The organism is Arthrobacter sp. GCM10027362 (genome assembly GCF_042679445.1).
Lineage (GTDB): Bacteria > Actinomycetota > Actinomycetes > Actinomycetales > Micrococcaceae > Crystallibacter.
Genome location: NZ_JBHTML010000015.1, coordinates 25,295 through 38,612, shown reverse-complemented (window position 1 = coordinate 38,612; position 13,318 = coordinate 25,295). Strand labels below are relative to the sequence as shown.

General features: G+C 68.4%; 19 protein-coding genes. 12 read left to right on the top strand and 7 right to left on the bottom strand.

Going from position 1 to position 13,318, the window contains the following annotated elements:
- A partial coding sequence (locus ACFQ36_RS04760) for a glycosyltransferase family 9 protein (RefSeq protein ID WP_377011145.1) occupies window positions 1-376 on the top strand: 376 nt, incomplete at its 5' end.
- 126 nt (window positions 377-502) lie between these two features.
- Here ACFQ36_RS04760 and ACFQ36_RS04755 read toward each other — a convergent pair.
- On the bottom strand, window positions 503-1,297 hold the full coding sequence (locus tag ACFQ36_RS04755) for a sigma-70 family RNA polymerase sigma factor (RefSeq protein ID WP_377011142.1): 795 nt from the start codon (window positions 1,295-1,297) through the stop codon (window positions 503-505).
- Window positions 1,298-1,461: 164 nt separating this feature from the next.
- Entirely contained in the window at window positions 1,462-1,602 is a 141-nt protein-coding gene (locus ACFQ36_RS04750) for a hypothetical protein (protein WP_377011140.1), read from the bottom strand.
- Between the two features lie 215 nt (window positions 1,603-1,817).
- On the opposite strand from ACFQ36_RS04750, the gene ACFQ36_RS04745 reads away from it, so the two are divergent.
- Genes ACFQ36_RS04745 through ACFQ36_RS04735 form a run of 3 tightly spaced genes read left to right on the top strand, consistent with a single transcriptional unit; the run spans window position 1,818 to window position 3,283 of the window.
- Window positions 1,818-2,150: a hypothetical protein gene (locus tag ACFQ36_RS04745; protein ID WP_377011138.1), complete on the top strand. Its 333-nt coding sequence runs from the start codon at window positions 1,818-1,820 to the stop codon at window positions 2,148-2,150.
- Entirely contained in the window at window positions 2,143-2,697 is a 555-nt protein-coding gene (locus ACFQ36_RS04740; RefSeq protein WP_377011136.1) for an NAD(P)H-dependent oxidoreductase, read from the top strand. The genes ACFQ36_RS04745 and ACFQ36_RS04740 overlap by 8 nt, the downstream gene beginning before the upstream one ends.
- A 43-nt stretch (window positions 2,698-2,740) precedes the next feature.
- Window positions 2,741-3,283 (top strand): SRPBCC domain-containing protein, encoded by a 543-nt coding sequence (locus ACFQ36_RS04735; RefSeq protein WP_377011134.1) that lies wholly within the window; start codon window positions 2,741-2,743, stop codon window positions 3,281-3,283.
- Here the strand turns inward: ACFQ36_RS04735 and ACFQ36_RS04730 are convergent.
- Window positions 3,280-3,558 carry a DMT family transporter gene (locus tag ACFQ36_RS04730; protein ID WP_377011132.1) on the bottom strand — a complete coding sequence of 93 codons (279 nt, stop codon included), beginning with the start codon at window positions 3,556-3,558 and terminating at the stop codon, window positions 3,280-3,282. The two genes, ACFQ36_RS04735 and ACFQ36_RS04730, sit on opposite strands and share 4 nt — an antisense overlap.
- 336 nt (window positions 3,559-3,894) lie before the next feature.
- On the opposite strand from ACFQ36_RS04730, the gene ACFQ36_RS04725 reads away from it, so the two are divergent.
- Window positions 3,895-5,412 carry an SDR family oxidoreductase gene (locus tag ACFQ36_RS04725; protein WP_377011130.1) on the top strand — a complete coding sequence of 506 codons (1,518 nt, stop codon included), beginning with the start codon at window positions 3,895-3,897 and terminating at the stop codon, window positions 5,410-5,412.
- 56 nt (window positions 5,413-5,468) lie between these two features.
- On the opposite strand, the gene ACFQ36_RS04720 is transcribed toward ACFQ36_RS04725, so the two are convergent.
- The 3 genes from ACFQ36_RS04720 to ACFQ36_RS04710 form a co-directional block, all read right to left on the bottom strand.
- Window positions 5,469-5,882, bottom strand: coding sequence for a hypothetical protein (locus tag ACFQ36_RS04720; RefSeq protein ID WP_377011128.1), 414 nt, complete (start codon window positions 5,880-5,882; stop codon window positions 5,469-5,471).
- A gap of 48 nt (window positions 5,883-5,930) precedes the next feature.
- Window positions 5,931-6,323: a J domain-containing protein gene (locus ACFQ36_RS04715; RefSeq protein WP_377011127.1), complete on the bottom strand. Its 393-nt coding sequence runs from the start codon at window positions 6,321-6,323 to the stop codon at window positions 5,931-5,933.
- 107 nt (window positions 6,324-6,430) lie between these two features.
- Window positions 6,431-6,853, bottom strand: coding sequence for an Hsp20/alpha crystallin family protein (locus tag ACFQ36_RS04710; protein ID WP_377011125.1), 423 nt, complete (start codon window positions 6,851-6,853; stop codon window positions 6,431-6,433).
- A gap of 109 nt (window positions 6,854-6,962) precedes the next feature.
- Here ACFQ36_RS04710 and ACFQ36_RS04705 point away from each other — a divergent pair, with 109 nt between their 5' ends.
- The 3 genes from ACFQ36_RS04705 to ACFQ36_RS04695 all read left to right on the top strand — a co-directional run bounded on the left by ACFQ36_RS04705 (window position 6,963) and on the right by ACFQ36_RS04695 (window position 9,577).
- On the top strand, window positions 6,963-7,268 hold the full coding sequence (locus ACFQ36_RS04705; protein WP_377011122.1) for a MerR family transcriptional regulator: 306 nt from the start codon (window positions 6,963-6,965) through the stop codon (window positions 7,266-7,268).
- Window positions 7,269-7,346: 78 nt separating this feature from the next.
- Window positions 7,347-8,594, top strand: coding sequence for a pyridoxal phosphate-dependent aminotransferase (locus ACFQ36_RS04700; RefSeq protein ID WP_377011120.1), 1,248 nt, complete (start codon window positions 7,347-7,349; stop codon window positions 8,592-8,594).
- Between the two features lie 158 nt (window positions 8,595-8,752).
- The gene (locus ACFQ36_RS04695) at window positions 8,753-9,577 is read left to right on the top strand and encodes a glycosidase (RefSeq protein ID WP_377011118.1); all 825 of its coding nucleotides are present in this window, start codon (window positions 8,753-8,755) and stop codon (window positions 9,575-9,577) included.
- Between the two features lie 52 nt (window positions 9,578-9,629).
- Here ACFQ36_RS04695 and corA read toward each other — a convergent pair whose 3' ends face one another.
- Entirely contained in the window at window positions 9,630-10,604 is a 975-nt protein-coding gene (gene corA / locus ACFQ36_RS04690; RefSeq protein WP_377011116.1) for a magnesium/cobalt transporter CorA, read from the bottom strand.
- A gap of 173 nt (window positions 10,605-10,777) precedes the next feature.
- Between corA and ACFQ36_RS04685 the strand changes: the two genes are divergently transcribed.
- The 4 genes from ACFQ36_RS04685 (at window position 10,778) to ACFQ36_RS04670 (ending at window position 13,257) form a co-directional block, all read left to right on the top strand.
- The gene (locus ACFQ36_RS04685; protein WP_377011114.1) at window positions 10,778-11,017 is read left to right on the top strand and encodes a hypothetical protein; all 240 of its coding nucleotides are present in this window, start codon (window positions 10,778-10,780) and stop codon (window positions 11,015-11,017) included.
- Between the two features lie 5 nt (window positions 11,018-11,022).
- On the top strand, window positions 11,023-11,394 hold the full coding sequence (locus ACFQ36_RS04680) for a glyoxalase superfamily protein (RefSeq protein ID WP_377011149.1): 372 nt from the start codon (window positions 11,023-11,025) through the stop codon (window positions 11,392-11,394).
- A gap of 5 nt (window positions 11,395-11,399) precedes the next feature.
- Entirely contained in the window at window positions 11,400-11,672 is a 273-nt protein-coding gene (locus ACFQ36_RS04675; RefSeq protein ID WP_377011112.1) for an acylphosphatase, read from the top strand.
- A 112-nt stretch (window positions 11,673-11,784) separates the two neighbouring features.
- Complete coding sequence (locus ACFQ36_RS04670; RefSeq protein ID WP_377011111.1) at window positions 11,785-13,257, top strand: cation:dicarboxylate symporter family transporter; 1,473 nt, start codon at window positions 11,785-11,787, stop codon at window positions 13,255-13,257.
- Window positions 13,258-13,318 lie beyond the last annotated feature (61 nt).

The following is a 13,318-nucleotide window of genomic DNA, read 5'->3' as shown; positions in this document are numbered from 1 at the left end:
CCTGGTCCTTACCGGCAGCAGCGCCGAGCGTGCCCGCGCGGTGGCGGTAGCCGAGCTTGCCGGGCTCCCCGCGGCCTCGGTCGTGGCCGGGCACCAGTCGCTGGCAGAATTCGCCGCGCTGATTGCGGACGCCGCGCTGGTCATCTCCGCCGATACCGGCGCCGCCCATCTGGCCACCGCCTACGGGCGCCGCTCGGTGGTCATCTTCGGACCCGCGCCGGCCGCCGAATGGGGGCCGCCGCCGGGGCCGCACATCGTGCTGACGGATGAGAGCCGCCGGGTCGGCGACACCTTTTCCGCCGTGCCGGATCCGGCCCTGCTGGCCGTCACCGCCGGCGACGTGCTGGCCGCAGCGGCGCGGCTGGGCCTGTCCTAGGGATTGGGGCACTCCCGCAGTGTCGGCTTCGCCGCCACAGCGGGACCCTCGCGCCCCACTCCAGGGCACTCCCGCAGTGTCGGCTTCGCCGCCACAGCGGGACCCTCGCGCCCCATTCCAAGGCACTCAGGCGGTGCGGGCCGGCTGCCCTGCTCCTGCAGGCTCCTCGAGCAGGTGCCCCTGCAGCTTGACCAGGACCGCGGCCAACATCCGGGATACCTGCATCTGGGTCATGCCCAGGCGCTCGCCGATGCGCTGCTGGCTCTCCTCATGGAAGTAACGGTAGAAGAGCAGCCGCCGTTCGCGGCCGCTGAGCTCGCGAAGGGCCGCACGAAGCATCACCCGGCTCTCCACGGCATCCAGCCGGCCGTCCCAGCCGCCGAGCGTTTCCGCCGGCTCCCTCCCCTCCAGCGGTGCCTCGAGGGAATCCGGCCGCAGGCTGTTCCGGCTGGCCAGTGCCTCGGCGACCGCCTGCCGGCTCACCCCGAGTTCGACGGCGAGTTCGGTCTCGGTCGCTTCCCTGCCCAGCCGCTGGGCGAGGCCGGGGGCCGCCTTGGCAAGGTCCGTGCGCAGGTCCTGCACCCGGCGCGGCGGCCGGATCATCCAGCAGCTGTCCCGCAGGTAGCGCTTCAACTCCCCCGTCACGGTCGGCAGTGCGTAGGCCGGAAACTGGGTGCCGCGCTCCGGATCGAAACTGCGCACCGCCTTCAGCAGGCCCAGGCGGGCCACCTGCCGCAAGTCCTCCAGATCCCGTCCCGCGCCCTCGTACCGCCGGGCAGCGGCCTCGGCGATATGCAGGTACTCAAGCAGCAGCTCTTCCTCCAGCGCCTTGCGCAAGGCTCCCTGGCACCGGCGGACGCGCCTGAAGGGGTCCAGTTCGGAGCCGGCAGCGGCTTCCTGGCGGTTCGTGACAAGCGACATAGCCGTTTGTTTCCTATCCGTCGAGTGGCGGTTGACCCTTTCTGCTCGACAGAAAAACATAAGCTTGCTTATAAAGCAATAATCCCCCCGGTCCAGGACCTCCTGCCGGCGCCGCGGAACGAGGGCGGCGGAGGTGCCGGGGCTACCGGGAAACGGGCTTGAAGCTACCGGGAAACAAGCTTGAAGAAGGTGCTGGCCTCGCCGCCCTTCTCCGTGCCCTTGACACTCGCGGGGACGCCCTTGTTCTCTCCCACCCAGCGGCGGATTTCGTCGTGGTCGATGGTGGTACGGGATTCCGATGCCATCAGGACCTCCTTGGATACCAGGGAAACGGGGCGCAACCGCGGCTGCCGCGGCCCACCCTACCCGGGCCCAGGGCAGCTGTCCACGGTGGTTGCCCGGACGGAGCCTTACATCCGGCCTGTGCAGATCAGCCCGCCGGGGGTAGCCTACTAGGACGAGGGGCACACGTTCGGCCTCCCGACGGGAAGCATAGGCATTCACGGCCCAGGACGGCGGCATGGCAGGCTCGGCACCCTCCGCGTTTTCCAGCGGATCCCCCGATGCAGGCAACACGGCACGCCCATGGTGGTCGGTGTCGCTGGGCGTTGCCGGCCTGCTGCTGCACGGCGGTTCGGCGCTCTTCTACATTTCGACCAGCCTGATCGCGCCGCTGTACGGCGTCATCGCGCTGCAGTTGGTCTGGATTGTCCTGCTGGTGGCCGGCCTGCACCTGATGCGCCGGAATCCACCCCTGACCCTGTTCGTGCCGGCCGCTTCCCTGGCGGCCCTGCTGGTGCTGGCGTGGTTCGGCGGAACGTTCCTGGGCTGGGGGCCGGCGATGCATGGCTAGCGCGCCGGGGCCTGCCGGCGACCGGCCGATCCGCGTGGCCACTTTGGACGGCAGCTACTTCCCGCCGTCGAAAACCACCATGCTCCTGGACCTCGCGGCCCAGGAGCTCGGACGGCACCGGCAGGTGGGCCGCGAGGAAATCAACGTGGCCGAGCTGGGGCCGGGATTCGCCTCCGCCCTGTCCCGGGAAGACCTGGCGCCGGAGGTCCTGGGCCGGCTGCGCGCCTTCGAAACCGCAGATGCGATCATCGCCGGCAGCCCGGTCTACCAGGGCTCCTACTCCGGGCTGTTCAAGCACTTCATCGATTTCGTCGGGCAGGGGGCACTGGCGGACACGCCGGTGCTGCTGGTGGCTGACGGCGGCAGCGAGCGGCACCTGCTGATGATCGACCACGAGCTGCGCCCCCTGTTCGCCTTCCTGCAGGCCTTCGTGGTCCCTGCCTCCGTCTTCGCCGCGGCCGGGGACTTCGACGGCCTGGTGCTGCTCAACAGCGGCCTGCGCAAGCGCGTGCGCAGGGCCGTCTCCGGCCTGCTGCGACTGCTGTGACCGGCGCAGCGCGGACAACACAAACCAGGAAAGGGGCATTGAAATGCTCAATCTGGCCAGCGTCATTACCGCCCACGAGCGCACGCTCGCCCTGGCGGCCGACGGCGAGACCTACATCCTGCGGCTGAGCCGTCTGCTTGCCGCCCCCGCGGAAGAGGTGTGGGACGCCCTGACCGATCCGGAGCGGGTGCGTTTGTGGTTCCTGCCCGTCAGCGGGGACCTGCGGCGTGGCGGCAGCTACCAGCTGGAGGGCAGCGCCGGCGGGGACATCCTCTACTGCGACCCCGGCCGCCGGTTCACCCTGACATTCGGGACGCCGGACAACATCGTGGATGTCAAGCTGGCGGCGGATCCGCGCGGAGGAACCAGGCTGGACTTCGAGAATGCGGCAGCGTTCGAGATGCCGGAGGAGGACTACCTGGACAGCATCGGGGACTTCGCGCCCGGCTGGGAGACCCTGCTGGCGGCACTGGACCTGCACCTGCGCGGCAAACTGCCTGCCGGACCCCGCGTGGAGGACATGGAGCTGTGGCAGGCGCTGGCACACATCTGGCGGGACCTGGCCCGGGCCATGTTCGCCCGCTAGCCGCCGTCACCGGCCTTGCCGCCAGCCCTGCCGTCGGCAAACTTCAGCCCGGCTGCGCAGGCGATAATCCCGGCCAGGAACAGGATCTTCAGCGGCTCCGCCTGCTCGCCGCCGAACAGCACGGACCAGGCCACGGTGAGGGCGGCGCCCAGCCCCGTCCAGGCAGCATAGGCCGTACCCATCGGCACGCTCCGCATTGCATAGCCCAGGCCCGCCATGCTCGCAGCCATCGCCGCGACGAACACGATGCTCGGGGCGGGGCCGGCGGAAACCATTCGAGGCTGCAAACGCCGTCGCCCAGACAGCTTCGAGCACGCCGGCCAGGACCAGCACCATCCATTCCACGGGAAATCCTTCGGCCAGTCTTTCGCTCACCGGGTCCTGAACCGCCGTCCGGGGGCCGGCTGCCGGTCCTGCCTCGAATTTAGCAAACCAGGGCCCGGGAAGCCCTGCTCCCGGCACATCCAGCCCGGCCCTGCTGCCCGGGACGCCCGCGGCGGCCCGGGACTAGACTCGGTCCATGGACCCTGCCACGGGCCCGGCAACCGCCGTGGACGTGCCCGGCGGCACCTGCGGCACTGCCGCGCAACGTCGGTTTGGAAGGCAGGCTGATGGGTGAGCGAAAACTCGTGCTGGTCACCGGCGCGACAGGTTACATCGGCGGCAGGCTCGTCCCCCGGCTCCTCGCCGAGGGCTACAGGGTGCGGGTGCTGGCCCGTGCGCCGTCGAAGCTGCAGGCGGTGCCCTGGCGCGACGCGGTCGACGTCGCTGCCGGCGACCTGGCCGATCCGCAGACCGCGGCAAGGGCCTGCGAGGGCGTGGACACGCTCTTCTACCTGGTGCACTCCATGGGTTCGGGGGCGGATTTCGAGACCAGGGAACTGGAGATGGCCGGCACCGTCGCCGATGCCGCCGCCCGTTCCGGGGTGCGGCGGATTGTGTACCTGGGCGGGCTGCACCCGGACAATGTGCCGCTCTCACGACACATGCGCTCCCGCACGGCCGTGGGCCGGGTACTGCTGGAGGGCGTGGTGCCCGCCGTCGTCTTCCAGGCCGGCGTCGTCATCGGCTCCGGTTCGGCCTCGTTCGAGATGATCCGGCACCTGACCGAGAACCTGCCGGTGATGCCGGCCCCGTCCTGGGTGCGCCGGCGGATCGAACCGATCGCCATCCGCGACGTCCTGCACTACCTGGTCCGGGCCCCGGAGCTGCCGCCGGGACTGAACCGCGCCTTCGACATCGGCTCCCGCGAGGTCCTGACCTACGCCGACCTGCTGTACGGCTACGCCCATGAGGCAAAGCTGGCGCCCCGGCGCATCTACTCGCTGCCGGTTCCGGCACCGCGGCTGGCCGGCTGGTGGGTGGCCCTGACCACGCCCATCCCGCACGCCATGGCCGTGCCGCTGGTCGAGTCGCTGCAGCACGATGCCGTGTCCGCCGAGCATGACATCGACGGGTACGTGCCGCCGCCGCCCGGCGGTCTGACCGGTTACCTCAAGGCGGTGGAGCTGGCGCTGGGCAGGATCCGCAGCGGCGACGTGGAAACCAGCTGGACCAACGCCTCGGGCCGGCCGCCCTCGGACCCGCTGCCCAGCGATCCGGACTGGGCCGGCCGCACCGTGTATGTCGACGAGCGGCTGCGGGACAGCACCGTCGGCCCGGAGTACGTCTGGCAGGTCATCGAAGGGATCGGAGGGGAAAACGGCTGGTACTCGTGGCCGGCGGCCTGGGTGATCCGCGGGGTCCTGGACAAGCTGGTGGGCGGCGCCGGGCATAACCGCGGCAGGCGGCACGGCGGCAGGCTCGGCGTCGGCGAAGCGGTGGACTGGTGGCGGGTGGAACACATCGGGAACGGCCCCGGCGGCAAGGTGCTGCGGCTGCGGGCGGAAATGAAGGTTCCCGGGGACGCCTGGCTCGAGCTGTCCGCCCTGCCGCACGGTACCGGAACCACCTACCGGCAGCGGGCCGTCTACTTTCCCCGGGGCCTGGCCGGCAAGGCCTACTGGTGGCTGGTGCTGCCCTTCCACGGGCTGATCTTCCCGTCCATGGCCCGGAACATCCTCCGGCATGCCGCCGGCCTGGAGCATGCTTCGGCAGGAGTGGAGGCGGCCGGAATGCCCGGCCCGTGACGTACCGCGGCACCGGATCAGCGGCACCGTGCCTCTGCCCCGGGCCGGGAATCCGGTCAGGAGCCCGGGCCGAAAATGAACTCCTCAGCGTGGGCTACGGCCTTCTTAAACGAGTCGTTGCGCAGCGCGACCTGGTCCGTGTCAGTCGCCTCGGCGCTTTCGACGTACTGGGTGAAGCCCGGGCGCAGGACCCAGATGCCGCCCGCCGGCGGAAGGTAGAACACGGCAAAGGACCTGTTCCTGCGGTCATCCTGCCAGACCGGGACGACGGCGACCGCGGCGCCGGTGTCCACGTTGATCCACTGCGCCCGCGGCCTGGGTTGCTCCTCGTCGTAGACGCTCGGGTCCAGGAACGGCGCGGTCCCCTCGCCCCACCGTTCCTCGAAACGCTCGTGGAAGACGGGAAACAGGTTGTAGTCGTACCGGCGCCAGCTGCCGTGCCGGCTGTCCCGGCTGTTGCCGTTGTTCATTGGCGGTCTCCTCTCGACAGTCCAACCTCATGCCTTGCGACCTTGCGTTCACCAAGGGAACCGGCGCCGCAGGAAGTATTCCAGCAGCTCCTGGAGGTCCGGCCACGCGGAATGCCGTGAAGGAAACATCCAGGCGCTGCCGCCGGTATCCCTCGGCGGCCAGTTCAGCAGGAACGGCTCCCGGGATGCCGGGCGCAGCGGTGCAGGCGCCGTCGCCCGATCATATTCGGCGCGGCGCTCAGGATCGCCCAGCACGGCATAAGCCTCCATAACCTCCCGGAGGCTCCGCGCTGCGTGGGCGGGTTCGTCCTCCCCCCGCGAGGACTGCAGATCCGGATGGAAGCTGCGCAGCAGCCGCCGGTAGGCGCGGCGGATCTCCTCGCGACTGGCCGTACGGTCCACCTGCAGGACCGCATACAGATCAGGGAGTTGCTCATTCATGGTGGCCCCTCAGATTCCCTTGCCCCCCGGGGAGACGGGCGGCCCGGGGCAAGCGGCTGCCGCGCGGCGCTTGGTGCCGTCGCGCGGCAGCCGGGCTGCGGAAGAAGTCAGGCTTTGATCTCCTGCCGCTGGCCTCCCGTGGTGATCTCGATCTTGCGCGGCTTCGCCTCTTCGGCGATCGGGATGCGCAGGGCGAGCACGCCGGCGTCGTAGGCCGCCTTCACATTGGCGGTATCCAGGGTGTCACCCAGGATCAGCTGGCGGCTGAAAGTGCCGGTGGGCCGTTCCTCGGCGACCATTTCCGCCGCCTCGGGGGCCCTCGCCTTCCGCTCGGCGCGGACGGTGAGCACGTTCCGCTCCACATCCAGGTCGATCGATCCCGGATCAACACCGGGCAGGTCGAACTCAACCACGAACTCGTCACCCTCGCGCCAAGCGTCCATCGGCATGGCGGCGGGGCGGGCCGGGGTTCCGAAGACCTGCTGAGTCAGCCGGTCGAGCTCCCGGAACGGATCAGTTCGCATCAACATGGTTGCCTCCTTCAGTTCTTCGCTGTCAGGATATCTACATCCACTGACATAGATATTATAGGTCCAAGGAGTAAAATTTACGCAAGAGGGAATCGAGAGAAGGGCAGCCATGGAATCCCCGGACACCTCCCGTTCCTCGCGCGGGGTCTACGGCATCTCGGTTGCCGCCGACCTGGTGGGAATGGCGCAGCCGACCCTGCGGCTCTATGAGCGCAAGGGCCTGGTCGAGCCGGAACGGACCAGCGGAGGCACGCGCAGGTACAGCGACGACGACCTCGAACGCCTCAAGCGGATCGGCGAGCTGGTCGAAGCCGGGGTGAACCTCGCCGGCGTCGGCCTGGTCCTGCGCCTGGAAGCGGACAATGTCAGACTGCGGCGCGACCTCGCCCGGGCCAGGCGGCGGGCGGCAAGGTAAGCCGCCTTCAATTGCCTCGGTCAACAAAACGTGCGCCGGCTAACACGTCCGAACGCTGTTCATATGAAAAAATGGACTATGCGCCCGATGCAGCACTCCAGCAAACTCCAGAATGTCCGCTACGAATTGCGGGGCCCGATCCTGCATGCGGCCAAGAAGATGGAGGCTGCCGGACACCGTATCCTGCGGATGAACCTGGGCGACCCCGCGCCCTTCGGACTCGAGGCGCCGGAGTCCATCGTGGTGGACATGATCCACCACCTGCGCGAGGCGCAGGGCTACAGCGATTCCAAGGGCATCTTCTCCGCCCGTACCGCAATTTCCCAGTACTACCAGACCCGCGGCCTGATGCAGATCGGCGTCGAAGACATTTTCCTGGGCAACGGTGTCAGCGAACTGATCTCCATGACCCTGCAGGCCTTCCTGGAAAACGGGGACCAGGTGCTGATCCCGGCGCCCGACTATCCGCTCTGGACCGCATCGGTGACGCTCTCCGGCGGCGAGCCGGTGCATTACCTGTGCGATGAGGAAAACCATTGGTGGCCGGACATGGCGGACGTGGCGGCCAAGATCACGGACCGCACCCGTGCCATTGTGATCATCAACCCGAACAACCCCACCGGCGCCGTCTATCCCCGACACATCCTCGAACAGTTCGCCGAGCTGGCGCGCAGCCATGACCTGGTGCTGTTTTCGGATGAGATCTACGAGAAGATCCTCTATGAAGACGCCGTCCACATCCACACCGCCTCGGTCGCCGGCGACCTCCCGGTGCTGACCTTCAGCGGCCTGTCCAAGGCGTACCGGATGCCCGGCTACCGCGCCGGCTGGGTGGCCATCAGCGGCCCGCGCATGGCCACCGCCGACTACCGGGAGTCGCTGGAGCTGCTCGCCTCGCTGCGGCTGTGCGCCAATGTGCCGGCCCAGCACGCCATCCAGACCTCGCTCGGCGGCTACCAGAGCATCGAGGACCTGGTGAAGCCGGGCGGACGGCTGCGCGAGCAGCGCGACCTGGCCTGCCGGCTGCTGAACGAGATCCCCGGGGTCAGCTGCGTTCCGGCAGCCGGCGCCATGTACCTCTTCCCGCGGCTGGACCCGGAGGTCTACCCCTTCACCGACGACGAGCAGTTCGTCCTGGACCTGCTCGAGGACCAGAAGATCCTGATCTCCCACGGCACAGCCTTCCACTGGCCGGCGCCGGACCACTTCCGCTTCGTCATTCTCCCGTCGACGGACGACATCGAGGAAGCCGTGCGGCGGATCGCGGCCTTCCTTGGCGTCTACCGGAAAAAGGCGGCCGCCATCGCGGCGGCCGGGAGCAAATAACCGTCCCTCCGTGGCCTCCGGCCGTGGAATTCGCGCCGCGTGCAGCAACAGGCGGCGCAACATAAGGCCACGAAACGCCGTATTTACCCGCAAAGACATGAGATGTCCACGCAGGGATGCAAGACTGCTGTCACATCGTAAGTGACCGGAGGTGCACTGTGAGCGCAAACACTCAGGAAAACAACGCAAAACGGCTCAAGGCCGTGCTTGACCGCCTGGCCCGGGCCGGGCAGGGCTCAAAGATGGGCGGCAGCGCGGTACTCGCCGAAGCCATCGAGCTTTTCCCGCTGAACGCGCAGGAAAGCGAGTTGCTCTCCGGAGGTGTCCCCCGCGGCCACAAGTCCCTGACCACCACCACCACCAAGCTGGTCAAGGCCGGCTGGCTTGTCAAGGGCCGGGGCGGCTGGAGCATCACCGAGGAGGGGCTGCGCGCCACCGTCGCCTTCCCGGATGCGGTTTCCCTGGCCGCCGCGCTGGCGGAGGGCACCCCGGTGCCTGCCGGGACCCCGCTGCCGGAGGCCTCTCCGGCCGAGGCCCCCGCAGTTCCGGCCGACGCTCCGGCAGTCCCGGCCGAGGCCGTGCAGCTCGTGGAGGCCGCCGAACTGGTGCAGGCTGCCGAGCTGGTGCAGGCCGTGACCGAGGAATTGGCCGACGCGGCACCGGTCGATGTCGCCTTCCCGCAGCCGGCGGCCGTCGCGCTGGCCGGCGACTTCGGCACGGTGCTGGGCTGCCCCGATAACTGGCAGCCGCATTTCGACGAGGTCCAGATGGTCCTCGACCCGGAAGACCAGCTCTGGAAGCTGACTGCGGACCTGCCCGCAGGCTTCTACAGTTTCAAGGCGGCATTGAACCGCTCGTGGGACGAGAACTACGGGGCCTTCGGCCAGCCCAACGGCAGCAACCATGAACTGCACCATCCCGGCGGGCCGGTCACTTTCTGCTACGACCACCGGACCAGGGACATCACCGCCAGCTTGTCCTGACGCAGGCCCGTCCGCGGGCGGGGACGGCAGGTTGGTCCCCGCCCGCGGACGGTCACAGCCATTTGTTGCGCTTGAAGGCAACGTAAAGCCCGACGGCGATGGCCACCATCATCGCCAGCGCGAGCGGATAGCCCCACGCCCAGCGCAGCTCGGGCATCTCCCGGAAATTCATCCCGTAGACGGCGCCCACCAGGGTCGGGGCAAAGAGGATGGCAGCCCAGGACGAGATCCGCTTCATATCCTCGTTCTGGCGCTGGGCCACGAGCGTGGCATTGACCGTCAGGGCGTTCTGCAGCAGCGCCCGGAATGCATTCGCCCGGTCCGCCACCCGGAGCACGTGGTCATGGACGTCGCGCAGCCGCCGCTGCAGCTCGAGCGGAACATGGTACTTCTCCGCGCCCCGTTCAAGGGCGGCCAGCATGTCGTCCAGTGGCTGGGTCGCCCGTTGGAAGGCCAGCACTTCACGGTGGAGCTGGTAGATGCGCCGGGAAACCTCCGGATCCCCGCGGAAGAGCTCATCCTCGATTTCATCGATGTCGTTTTCCAGCCCCGCTACCACCGGGGCGTATTCGTCCACGACCTGGTCCAGGATGGCATAGAGCACCGCCTGCGGCCCCAGGGCCAGCAGTTCCGGGCTCTGCTCCATCCGCTTGCGTACCTGTGCCAGGTCCGGGGACTCGGCGTGCCGGACGGTCACCACGAAGTCGGGACCGACGAAAACGTGCAGTTCGCCGAACTCGACCATTTCCACCTCGTCCAGGTATCGTGCCGGGCGGAGCACCACGAAGAGGGTTTCGCCGTAACGCTCGAGCTTGGCCCGCTGGTGGCCGCTGAGCGCATCCTCGATGGCGAGTTCATGCAGCCCGAATTCACGCTGGACGGAGAGCACGTCCTCCTCTGCCGGGCGGTAGAAACCGATCCAGGCCATGCCTCCGCGTTGCCGCATCAGCCCGTACGTTTCGTCCAGGTTGGCGGGGCTGTCCGTCCGCTTGCCGCCCACGTAGACGCCGTTGTCGATCAGGGTCACTGGAGCACTCCTTGCACGGTCCGGGCCGGGTAGGCCCGGCTACTGCACAATCTACTGCCCGGACGCCCGCAGATTAATTCGGCGTGAACAACCGGCGGTTTCCGTTGCGGGGCCCGCGCGGCTCCGCAATCCTTAATGTCCAGTCTCACCCCATGCCAACCTCGGGAGGACCCATGACCGAGTCGCCCCTTGAAAGCTGGGACCTGCTCCCCGGAACCTTGGTGGAGATCCGCCGCTCGGGCCGGGCGGTGCGGACCGGACGCGTTGACGCCGTCACGGTCAACGCGGATGTACTGTGGCTCTCCGCCAATGGTTCCCATCCCCGGCGCCTGTTCGAAAAGGCCGAAGGATACGAGGTCTGGCCGCGCAGGCGGACTGAGCCTTCCGCAGGCGGTGGGCAGCCGCTAGCGTGAAGCCCATGGACTGGAAGCTCGAACTCGTCTTCGTTCCCGTCACCGACGTGGACCGGGCCAAGAAATTCTACGTCGAACAGGTCGGCTTCAACGCCGACCATGACCACACCGTCCGGCCCGGGCTGCGCTTTGTCCAGCTCACACCGCCGGGCTCGGCCTGCTCCATCGCCCTGGGCGAAGGTATTACCGACATGGCCCCCGGTTCACAGCGCGGCCTGCAGGTGGTGGTCCCGGATGCCGCGGCCGCCCGCGAAGAATTGCTCGGCCGCGGCGTCCAGGCCAGCGACGTGGACGTGCAGGAGTGGGGGTCCTTCGTGACCTTTGCGGATCCGGATGGCAACACCTGGACACTGCAGCAAATGCCGGCCCGCACCTGACGACCATGGCAGACGAACGACTGACGGCAACGGTGGCCGGTCTGGTGCAGGGTGTGGGATTCAGGTACTGGACGCGCGCCCAAGCCGAACGGCTCGGCCTGGCCGGCATCGCGGTGAACAGCCCCGACGGCACGGTCCGGATCACCGCCGAGGGTCCGCGCCCATCACTCGAGCGCCTCGTGACCCTGCTGGAATCCGACGCCCCCGGCCGGGTGGACCGCGTGGAAGCCGGCTATGCCAAAGCCACCGGCGGGTTCCGGGGCTTCGACGTCGGCTGAAACCGAAAAAACCTGTGCTTGACGCGCCCTTCCCCATGGTGGTACCGGGCGCACGGTGGGAAAGTAGGAGAAACGCCAGTTCGCCCCTCTTCCGTCACTCAGGGAGGTTCCCATGGCATCCTCGGCGCAGGTTCCCTCCGGCGGTACTCCGGTGCAGCCGGGTGGAGCGGGCAACGGCACCGGACCCGGAACGGTCCGCAAGAAGGACAGGACCCATGTCCTCTATATGGCGGTCATTGCCGCGGTGGTGCTCGGCGCCGTCCTGGGCCTGCTGGCACCTGAGTTCGCCAAAGGCCTCAAGCCCCTGGGCACCGGCTTCATCGCCCTGATCAAGATGATGATCGCCCCGATCATCTTCTGCACCATCGTCCTGGGCGTCGGCTCGATCGCCAAGGCCGCCACCGTGGGCAAGGTCGGCGGGCTGGCCCTGGCCTACTTCATGGTCATGTCCACCTTCGCCCTGGGCATCGGTTTGGTGGTCGGGAACCTGATCCATCCGGGCACCGGGTTGGACATTTCCGGTACGACCTACAAAGCCGGCGGTGGCGGCGAAGAGGCGGCCGGCACGGTGGGCTTCATCCTGGGCATCATTCCTGCCACGCTGCTGTCCTCGCTGACCGCGGGCAACATCCTGCAGACCCTCTTCGTGGCCCTGCTGGTGGGGTTCGCGGTGCAGAAGATGGGACCTTCCGGGCTGCCGATCCTGCGCGCCGTCGGCTACATCCAGGCGCTGGTGTTCCGCATCCTGATCATGATCATGTGGCTGGCTCCGATCGGGGCGTTCGGCGCCATTGCCGCCGTCGTCGGGGAGACCGGCGTGCAGGCGATCATCAGCCTGGCCACCCTGATGATCGCCTTCTACATCACCTGCATCATGTTCATCGTGGTGGTGCTGGGCACGCTGCTGCGGCTGGTGTCCGGGATCAACATCTTCCGGCTGATGAAGTACCTGGCCCGGGAGTACCTGCTGATCTTCTCCACCTCCTCCTCCGAGGCCGCCCTGCCCCGGCTGATCGCCAAGATGGAGCACCTGGGCGTGGCCCGGCCCGTGGTCGGCGTTGTGGTGCCGACCGGCTACTCCTTCAACCTCGACGGCACCGCCATCTACCTGACCATGGGGGCACTGTTCGTCTCCAGCGCCCTGGGCAAACCGCTTGAGCTCGGCGAACAGATCTCGCTGCTGGTGTTCATGATCATCGCCTCCAAGGGCGCCGCCGGGGTCACCGGCGCCGGCCTGGCCACGCTGGCCGGGGGCCTGCAGGCCCACCGGCCGGACCTGGTCGACGGGGTCGGGCTGATCGTGGGCATCGACCGGTTCATGTCCGAGGCCCGCGCGCTGACCAACTTCACCGGCAATGCCGTGGCCACCGTGCTGATCGGCACCTGGACGGACGAGGTCGACAACGGCCAGGTGGAGGACGTCCTCGCCGGCAGGGACCCCTTCGACGAGGCCACCATGAACGAGGACCATGCCTTTGCCGAACACCCGGCACCAGGCCCGGTTGCCGAAGCGCCCCCGGCCCGGGAGCAACGGCCGGAAGTCGGGGCCTCGGCCCGGAAGGACACCGCAACTCCGCGCCGCTGACCACGGCCCGGGAACTGCTGCGGCCGGAAGCGACGAAGGAAGCGGTCCAAGGTGTAACTTG

Bases quoted from the DNA above. Each gene is read 5' to 3' on its own strand.
- ACFQ36_RS04755 (WP_377011142.1), bottom strand. From the start codon at position 1,297: ATGTCGCTTGTCACGAACCGCCAGGAAGCCGCTGCCGGCTCCGAACTG.
- ACFQ36_RS04750 (WP_377011140.1), bottom strand. From the start codon at position 1,602: ATGGCATCGGAATCCCGTACCACCATCGACCACGACGAAATCCGCCGC.
- ACFQ36_RS04745 (WP_377011138.1), top strand. From the start codon at position 1,818: ATGGCAGGCTCGGCACCCTCCGCGTTTTCCAGCGGATCCCCCGATGCA.
- ACFQ36_RS04740 (WP_377011136.1), top strand. From the start codon at position 2,143: ATGGCTAGCGCGCCGGGGCCTGCCGGCGACCGGCCGATCCGCGTGGCC.
- ACFQ36_RS04735 (WP_377011134.1), top strand. From the start codon at position 2,741: ATGCTCAATCTGGCCAGCGTCATTACCGCCCACGAGCGCACGCTCGCC.
- ACFQ36_RS04730 (WP_377011132.1), bottom strand. From the start codon at position 3,558: ATGGTTTCCGCCGGCCCCGCCCCGAGCATCGTGTTCGTCGCGGCGATG.
- ACFQ36_RS04725 (WP_377011130.1), top strand. From the start codon at position 3,895: ATGGGTGAGCGAAAACTCGTGCTGGTCACCGGCGCGACAGGTTACATC.
- ACFQ36_RS04720 (WP_377011128.1), bottom strand. From the start codon at position 5,882: ATGAACAACGGCAACAGCCGGGACAGCCGGCACGGCAGCTGGCGCCGG.
- ACFQ36_RS04715 (WP_377011127.1), bottom strand. From the start codon at position 6,323: ATGAATGAGCAACTCCCTGATCTGTATGCGGTCCTGCAGGTGGACCGT.
- ACFQ36_RS04710 (WP_377011125.1), bottom strand. From the start codon at position 6,853: ATGTTGATGCGAACTGATCCGTTCCGGGAGCTCGACCGGCTGACTCAG.
- ACFQ36_RS04705 (WP_377011122.1), top strand. From the start codon at position 6,963: ATGGAATCCCCGGACACCTCCCGTTCCTCGCGCGGGGTCTACGGCATC.
- ACFQ36_RS04700 (WP_377011120.1), top strand. From the start codon at position 7,347: ATGCGCCCGATGCAGCACTCCAGCAAACTCCAGAATGTCCGCTACGAA.
- ACFQ36_RS04685 (WP_377011114.1), top strand. From the start codon at position 10,778: ATGACCGAGTCGCCCCTTGAAAGCTGGGACCTGCTCCCCGGAACCTTG.
- ACFQ36_RS04680 (WP_377011149.1), top strand. From the start codon at position 11,023: ATGGACTGGAAGCTCGAACTCGTCTTCGTTCCCGTCACCGACGTGGAC.
- ACFQ36_RS04675 (WP_377011112.1), top strand. From the start codon at position 11,400: ATGGCAGACGAACGACTGACGGCAACGGTGGCCGGTCTGGTGCAGGGT.
- ACFQ36_RS04670 (WP_377011111.1), top strand. From the start codon at position 11,785: ATGGCATCCTCGGCGCAGGTTCCCTCCGGCGGTACTCCGGTGCAGCCG.